At 71.6% G+C, this 7065-nt stretch carries 6 protein-coding genes; 1 reads left to right on the top strand and 5 read right to left on the bottom strand.

Annotated features, from left to right (window positions below):
* Window positions 1–311: 311 nt before the first annotated feature.
* From ACFVS9_RS33365 to ACFVS9_RS33345, 5 genes are read right to left on the bottom strand one after another with little or no spacing between them, the layout of a single operon-like run.
* On the bottom strand, window positions 312–1625 hold the full coding sequence (locus tag ACFVS9_RS33365; protein WP_389938614.1) for a DUF58 domain-containing protein: 1314 nt from the start codon (window positions 1623–1625) through the stop codon (window positions 312–314).
* A gap of 10 nt (window positions 1626–1635) precedes the next feature.
* Window positions 1636–2655, bottom strand: a complete 1020-nt coding sequence (locus ACFVS9_RS33360) for an AAA family ATPase (RefSeq protein WP_389938611.1) — start codon at window positions 2653–2655, stop codon at window positions 1636–1638.
* The gene (locus ACFVS9_RS33355; RefSeq protein ID WP_389938608.1) at window positions 2652–3881 is read right to left on the bottom strand and encodes a DUF4350 domain-containing protein; all 1230 of its coding nucleotides are present in this window, start codon (window positions 3879–3881) and stop codon (window positions 2652–2654) included. The genes ACFVS9_RS33360 and ACFVS9_RS33355 overlap by 4 nt, the downstream gene beginning before the upstream one ends.
* Complete coding sequence (locus tag ACFVS9_RS33350) at window positions 3878–4570, bottom strand: DUF4129 domain-containing protein (RefSeq protein WP_389938605.1); 693 nt, start codon at window positions 4568–4570, stop codon at window positions 3878–3880. Before ACFVS9_RS33350 ends, ACFVS9_RS33355 begins: the two co-directional genes overlap by 4 nt.
* A gap of 4 nt (window positions 4571–4574) precedes the next feature.
* Window positions 4575–5774 carry a glycerophosphoryl diester phosphodiesterase membrane domain-containing protein gene (locus tag ACFVS9_RS33345; protein ID WP_389938602.1) on the bottom strand — a complete coding sequence of 400 codons (1200 nt, stop codon included), beginning with the start codon at window positions 5772–5774 and terminating at the stop codon, window positions 4575–4577.
* 140 nt (window positions 5775–5914) lie between these two features.
* Between ACFVS9_RS33345 and mtnA the strand changes: the two genes are divergently transcribed.
* Window positions 5915–7063: an S-methyl-5-thioribose-1-phosphate isomerase gene (gene mtnA / locus ACFVS9_RS33340; protein ID WP_389938599.1), complete on the top strand. Its 1149-nt coding sequence runs from the start codon at window positions 5915–5917 to the stop codon at window positions 7061–7063.
* Window positions 7064–7065 lie beyond the last annotated feature (2 nt).

The raw sequence follows: 7065 nt of genomic DNA, 5'->3' as shown, positions 1-7065 counted from the left end.
CTGCAGGGGGGACCCTGTGGGAGAGTAGGACGCCGCCGAACAATTATTCCGGGAAAGCCCCGTGCCCTTGTGGCACGGGGCTTTTCTGCGTTCCGAGCGTCCAGTCCAGGGTCGGACCGAAGGCTCACCGCTGAGACCGAGGTCCTCCTGGCCTCGGAGAACCTCGGTCACCGGTCCGTCGGACAGAAACCGCGACGTGTCGGCCACGCTGTTCACATGGCCCGCCGGGCAGCCGCATGTAACCCGCCGCAGGATGCCCAGGAGCGTACGACGATGGACCGACCGCTGTCCGGTCTCCGCACCCGGTGCTGCTACAGCCGGCCGGCGGCCTTGAGCGCGAGGTAGGCATCAGCCAGGGCGGGTGCGAGGTCGTCGGGTGCGGCGTCGACGACCGTGACGCCGTGGCGCCGGAGCCGGTCAGCGGTGCGGCGGCGCAGGGCCTGCGCCTGTGTGCCGGCTGCGGCCTCGTAAACCGCGTCCACTGTGCCTCGTTCACGCGCCATCGCCTCGACGTGCGGGTCCGCGACGGACGCCACCAGCACCGCGTGGCGCTGGGTGAGCTGCGGGAGAACAGGCAGCAGCCCCTCTTCGACGGGTGCGGCGTCCAGACTCGTGAGCAGGACGATCAGCGATCCGCGGGGAGCATGCGTCAGCGCGGCCGTACTGAGACCCCGCGCGTCGGTCTCCACGAGCTCGGGCTCAAGGGTGGCCAGCGCGCTGACGAGCGCCGACAGGACGTCCCCCTTCGTGGTTCCTCCCCGCACCTGGGCCCGGACACGACGGTCGTAGGCGATCAGGTTCACGCGGTCGCCGGCACGGGTCGCAAGTGCGGTGAGGAGCAGGGTGGCGTCCATGGAGGCGTCGAGGCGCGGTACGTCGCCCACCCGGCCCGCCGAGGTGCGGCCGGTGTCGAGGACGACGAGGATGTGGCGGTCACGCTCCGGGCGCCACGTGCGGACAGCGACCGCGGACTGGCGCGCGGTGGCCCGCCAGTCGATGGAGCGGGTGTCGTCACCCGCGACGTAGGCACGCAAGCTGTCGAACTCGGTGCCTTCCCCTCGGGTGAGCACACTCGTCCTGCCGTCGAGCTCACGCAGCCTGGCGAGCCGCGACGGCAGATGCTTCCGGCTTCTGAAGGGAGGCAGAGCCCGGACCGTCCAGGGCACACGGTGATGACCCTGGCGCGACACGAGCCCGAGCGGGCCGAACGACCGGACGGTGACGCGGTCGGCCTCACGGTCACCACGCCGTGACGGCCGCAGGACGGTGGTGAGGCGTCGGCGCTCCCCCGCAGGTACGGCGAACCGGTGCCGGGACGAAGCCTGTTCGGCCTCCGATGTCCAGCTGCTGGGCGGCCATGCGTCGCGGAGGTGCGCACGGAGCCGGCGCCCCGACGTGTTGGTCACGGTGAGTTGCACTGATGCGGTGTCACCGAGTCGAACGGATGTGTCACCGGATCGGGTGAACTGCAACCTTCGTACTGGCGCGGCCAGGGCGTAGTCGCACACAATTGCCAGTGAGAGCGGAACATTGACCGCGAGCATGCCCGTCCAGCTCGGGGCCAGAATGCCTACGGGGAGTGACCCCAAGGCCGCCACAAGGGCGGCCCGTCCGGTGAGGGCCATGGTCACCTCCTCACCGGGGGACGGGGACGTGGGCGAGGACAGCGGTGATGACGGAGTCGGCAGTGACTCCTTCCATCTCCGCTTCCGGTCGCAGCTGTATGCGATGGCGGAGCGTGGGGAGAGCGAGCGCTTTCACATCGTCCGGGATGACGTAGTCCCGGCCTGTGAGCCAGGCCCATGCCCGTGCGGTGGAGAGCAGTGCGGTGGCGCCTCGGGGGGAGGCGCCCAGGGTGAGCGAGGGGGATTCACGCGTGGCTCGGCAGATATCGACGACATAGGCGGCGATCTCGGGGGAGACCGAGGTCTTGGCGACAGCGGTACGGGCCGCTTCGAGGTCGGCGGTGCCGGCCACGGGCCGTATGCCCGCTGCCTTCAGGTCCCGGGGGTCGAACCCATCGGCGTGGCGGGTGAGCACGTTGATCTCGTCCTCGCGCGACGGGAGGGGCACCGTCAGTTTGAGCAGGAAGCGGTCGAGCTGGGCCTCGGGCAGCGGGTAGGTGCCCTCGTATTCGACGGGGTTCTGCGTGGCCGCGACGAGGAAGGGGTCGGGGAGGGGCCGGGGTGACCCGTCGACGGTGACCTGTCGTTCCTCCATGGCCTCCAGCAGGGAGGACTGGGTCTTGGGAGGCGTGCGGTTGATCTCGTCGGCGAGCAGGAGATTCGTGAACACCGGGCCGGGCTGGAAGGAGAACTCTGCGGTGCGGGCGTCATAGACGAGGGAGCCCGTGACGTCGCTCGGCATCAGGTCGGGGGTGAACTGGACGCGTTTGGTGTCCAGTTCGAGGGAGGCGGCAAGCGCGCGGACCAGGAGGGTCTTCGCGACGCCGGGTACGCCTTCCAGAAGCACGTGGCCCCGGCAGAGGAGAGCGACGACCAGTCCGGTGACGGCCGGGTCCTGTCCGACCACTGCCTTGGCGATCTCTGAACGCAGTGTTTCCAGGGATGCGCGGGCGCTGTCGGAGCTCACGGAGGCCGCAGGTGTCTCTGCGGTGTCCGCGAGTTCGGCGGTCTCCGGTGTCGGGGCGCTCATGAAGTGCGTACCTCTCGTTCGAGGGCGTCGAGTTGGTCGGTCAGACGGACAAGCGCGGCGTCGTCGGCGGGAGCCGGGCCGAAGAGCAGGTCACTGAGCTCGCCGCTGGAGGTGGCGGTTCGTGTCACGACGGCAGGCAGGAGCACAGCCGGGGAATCGGCTTCACGGGCGGAGACACCGAGGAGGGGGGCGATGCGGATGCGCGTCGCGGAACGAAGGGTGGCGGCGGCGCGGTCGCGGGCGTCGGCCTTGCGGTAGAGGCGGGCCCGGCCTTCGGTGGACTCCGAGGCCCGGATGGCCACCGGCAGTCGTTCGGTGACCAGGGGGCCGAAGCGGCGTCCTCGCCAGAGTGCGGCGAGGACGGCCGCGAGGGCGAGTTGGAGCGTGCCCCAGAGCCAGCCCTCGGGGATGAGGCCGATGAAGTCGCTCTCGCCTTCGACGCCACCGCCGCCGCTGTCATCGCCGTCACCCGCACCGCCGTCGGCGGCGGACGGATCATCGAGCGAAGGGAGGTACCAGACGAGATGAGGACGGGAGCCGAGGAGCTGAAGCCCCAGCGAGGCGTTGCCCTGCTGGTCGAGACGGTCGTTGTGGAGGATGTCGGGGGAGCCCAGCAGCACGGTGTCCCCGGCTCCGTTGCCCGGCAGGACGAGGAGAGAGGCGAGTTCGCCGTCCGGGTAGCAGGCGACGGCGCCGTCGGCGTCCGTCGCGTAGTGGATCCCGCCCATGTCGGCGGTTCCCGCCGTACGGGCCGCGGGGAGTTCGCAGTGCGGGGCGCGCGCGGTCACCGGCCCGTGTGCCTCGGGACGCACGCCGGGGGCGAGGCGGGCCACGGAAGGGCCGCCGGGGGCGATCAGGACGGTACGGCCGTCGGACGCGGTGGTCGCGGTGTGGAGTCGCCGTTGCTGGTGAGCGGTGAGCGTGTTGGGGCCGACGACGAGCAGGGTGCTCTCGGGACCCGCGGCCCCGACGGCCTCGTCGAGGGTGGTGACGACGTCGACGGATATGCCGCGGTCCTTGAGGAGTTCGGCGACGGCCCGGCTGCCGTACGGGTCCGCGGAGCGGGGATCGAGCCGGCCGTGCTGCCCGCCGGAGCGGGCGGCGGCGAGGGCGACTCCGGCGACGACGAGGACGAGCACGGCGAGGAGCAGTCCCCGGACGCGTTGCCAGATCTGCTGCGGGGTGCGGGACTCCGACGTGGTGGACACGGCCGCTGCGGCGGTCATCCGGCGGTCTCCAGGCTCGTGCCCGCGGTCAGCAGGGGCTTTGTTGCCCGCAGATCCTCGTCGAGTGCGCACAGGCTCAGGTACCCGGCCTCGTCGGCGCTCCGGCCGCCGTATGTGACGTCGTCGAAGACCCGGGCGGCGGCGCGGAGCCGGTCGGAGTGTGCGGGCATCAGGCGGCCCGCCTCGGCGGCTGCCTCGTCAGCGGTGCGGCCGGGGCGTGGGTCGAGCACGGCGCGGTCCTCCAGGGAGCGTACGAGGGCGCGCATCCGTTCCTGGACGGCTTCGGTCCAGCGCCTGGCCTCGGCGTGCGCCGTCGCGGCCGCGCGGTGGTCGGCCGCGCTGCGGACGGTGCCGCCGAAGAGCGTCTCCGGGGAACGGACGGCGCGTCGCGGAGTGCCGAGCCTCCACCACAGGGCGGCGCCCAGACCGACGACCGCCAGGACGAGCACGACGAGGCCGAGCGGGCCGCCGGGGGCGGCACCGGCGGCACCTGCGAAGAGGTCACCGACCCAGTCCCAGAAGCGGTCCAGGCCGCGTTCGAGGAGGTTCGGATCGTGCTCGTGGTACATCGGGTCGGACAGTTCGCGCTCCGCCGCCTCACGGGCGGGGACACGTGGAATGTCCACGGGGACGTCCTCGCCGCCCCGGACGATCCGTACCGCTGTGATGGTGCCCCCCGCCCCCGTCACCGCATCAGTTCCGGTGGGTGTCGTAGCCGGGCACGCCGGCGGCCCGGGCGAGGTCGAGGTCGAGCGCTTCGCGGCGGATGCGCTGGTCGACGTAGAGCAGGGCCATCACCCCTGCGGTGAAGGGGTAGGCGAGCGTCGAGATGATCACGTCACCGATGCCCGAGACGATCAGGAAGGGCCAGCCGAAACTCGTCGAGCTGGTGCTGAGGAGCTCGCTCAGGCCGTCGCTGTCCACCGTCACCGCGATGACGCCGAACGGGATCGCGATCACCAGGGTCAGGATGATCACCAGGAGGTAGGTGAGCGCCAGGATGCCGAAGGTCCGCCACCAGCTCCCCCTGACCAGCTTGGCGGACCGGCGCAGCGCGGTGAGCACGGGCTGCCGCTCCAGCATCAGTGCCGGCGCCGCGAGCGTGAAGCGGACCATCAGCCAGAGGACGACGGCACAGGCGGCGACGAAGCCGAGGAAGGTCAGGGCGAGACCGCCCGCACCGGTGCCGAGGGCCAGACCGGGAAGCAGTCCCACCGCCAAGACGCCGGCGCTCATCAGGCTCAGCAGGAGGGTCAGCCCGAGCAGGGGGAGGAGCCGGGGGCGGGCCTCGGACCACGCTTCGGAGAGTGTCACGCCGCGGCCCAGCACGGAGCGGCTGATCACCACGGTCAGGACGGAGGTGGTGATGAGCGTGGCGAACATGGCGATGACCGTGCTCGGGAGGCTGGTGATCAGCTGCGACTGTGCCGACTCGGTGGCCTGGCGGATGACCTCCGCGCCGGTCGCGTTCGGGTCGACCGCCTTCTGCTCGGGCAGGAGGTAGCGCTGCACGAGGATGAGCACGATCTCGGCGACCACGGAGACGGTGAGGCTGACGCCGAGCACCGTGCGCCAGTGGGTGCGCATCGTGGAGACCGCGCCGTCGAGGATCTCGCCGATGCCCAGGGGGCGGAGCGGAATGACGCCCGGCTTCGCGGCCATGGGCGGCCGGCCCCAGCCGGGACCTTGAGGGGCGCCGCCCCAGCCCGGAGCGGGCGGTGGCATCCCTGGACCGTTCCCGGGGGCGCTGGGCGGGGACCACTGCCCCGGAGGCGGTTGAGCGGAGGACCACTGTCCGCTTCCGTCAACGGGCGAGGAGGGTTTGGGGATCCCCGTCTCCTGGCCGTCGGAGGGGGCGGATCCGGGCGAAGCCCAGCCCGGAGAGTCGTTCATCGTCGCTCCTTCACAGTCCTGCCCGCTCATCGGGGCGGCAGGTTGCCAGCCATCGTGCCACGCGTGGGTCCGGTGCGGGTCTGCCGCCGTATCTCCTTCTTGCCGTCGTGTGCGGGCGGCTCAGCGGGCAGACTGGGCGGATGGCTGATCAGGATGCACACACGCGGGTGGTCATCGAACCGCCGGCCCTCTCCGTACTCCGCTGGGACGCGTCTCCGGAAGGGCCCGCGGTGGTGCTCCTCGACCAGACACGGCTGCCCGCCGAGGAGACCGAACTGGTCTGTGCCGACGTGCCCGCGCTGGTGCGGGCGATCCGGACGCTGGCGGTGCGGGGGGCTCCCCTGCTGGGCATCGCCGGTGGCTACGGTGTGGCGCTGGCGGCCGCCCGGGGCGATGACGTGGCGGAGGCGGCCGCGCTGCTGGAGCGGGCGCGGCCCACCGCGGTGAATCTCGGGTACGGGGCGAGGCGGGTGGCGCGGGAGTACCGTTCGGCTGTCGAGAGCGGGTCCGGGCCCCAGGCGGCTGCCGCGCGCGCCCTCGCCGAGGCGCGGGCACTGCATCAGGAGGATGCGGAGGCCAGCGGACGGATGGCGCAGTACGGTCTGGAACTGCTGGCGGAGCTTCTGCCGCAAGGAGGCGGGCACCGGTTGCTCACCCACTGCAACACGGGTGCGCTCGTCTCCGGCGGCGCCGGGACCGCTTTCGCGGTGGCCCTGCGGGCGCACCGGAAGGGCAGTCTGCGGCAGCTGTGGGTGGACGAGACCCGGCCGCTGCTCCAGGGCGCCCGGCTGACGGCGTACGAGGCGGAGCGCAACGGGATGCCGTACAGCTTGCTCACGGACAACGCGGCCGGTTCGCTGTTCGCGGCGGGAGAGGTGGATGCCGTACTCATAGGGGCGGACCGCATCGCTGCGGACGGCTCGGTGGCCAACAAGGTGGGGAGCTATCCGCTGGCGGTGCTCGCGAAGTACCACCACGTGCCGTTCCTGGTCGTGGCGCCGACGACCACGATCGATCCGGGGACGGCGGACGGTGCGTCCATCGTCGTGGAGCAGCGTTCCGCGACGGAGGTGACGGAGTTCACATCGAAACCGGGTGTGCCGGCCGGGGGCCCCGGGGGCGGCACGGCTGTCGCACCCCCGGGAGCCAAGGCGTACAACCCCGCATTCGACATCACGCCGCCCGAACTGGTCACGGCGATCGTCACGGAGGAGGGCGTCATTTCCCCGGTCACGGGGGTCGGACTGGCAGAGCTGTGTGCCAGGTCATCGCAGGTAACGATTAGCTAATG

It is taken from the genome of Streptomyces sp. NPDC058008 (genome assembly GCF_042886395.1).
In the GTDB taxonomy this organism is placed as follows: Bacteria; Actinomycetota; Actinomycetes; order Streptomycetales; family Streptomycetaceae; genus Streptomyces.
This window is presented reverse-complemented; position numbering and strand designations above follow the sequence as displayed.

Excerpts from the sequence above, each read along its gene's own strand:
- ACFVS9_RS33365 (WP_389938614.1), bottom strand. The coding sequence starts at position 1,625 with ATGGCCCTCACCGGACGGGCCGCCCTTGTGGCGGCCTTGGGGTCACTC.
- ACFVS9_RS33345 (WP_389938602.1), bottom strand. The coding sequence starts at position 5,774 with ATGAACGACTCTCCGGGCTGGGCTTCGCCCGGATCCGCCCCCTCCGAC.
- ACFVS9_RS33355 (WP_389938608.1), bottom strand. The coding sequence starts at position 3,881 with ATGACCGCCGCAGCGGCCGTGTCCACCACGTCGGAGTCCCGCACCCCG.
- mtnA (WP_389938599.1), top strand. The coding sequence starts at position 5,915 with ATGGCTGATCAGGATGCACACACGCGGGTGGTCATCGAACCGCCGGCC.
- ACFVS9_RS33360 (WP_389938611.1), bottom strand. The coding sequence starts at position 2,655 with ATGAGCGCCCCGACACCGGAGACCGCCGAACTCGCGGACACCGCAGAG.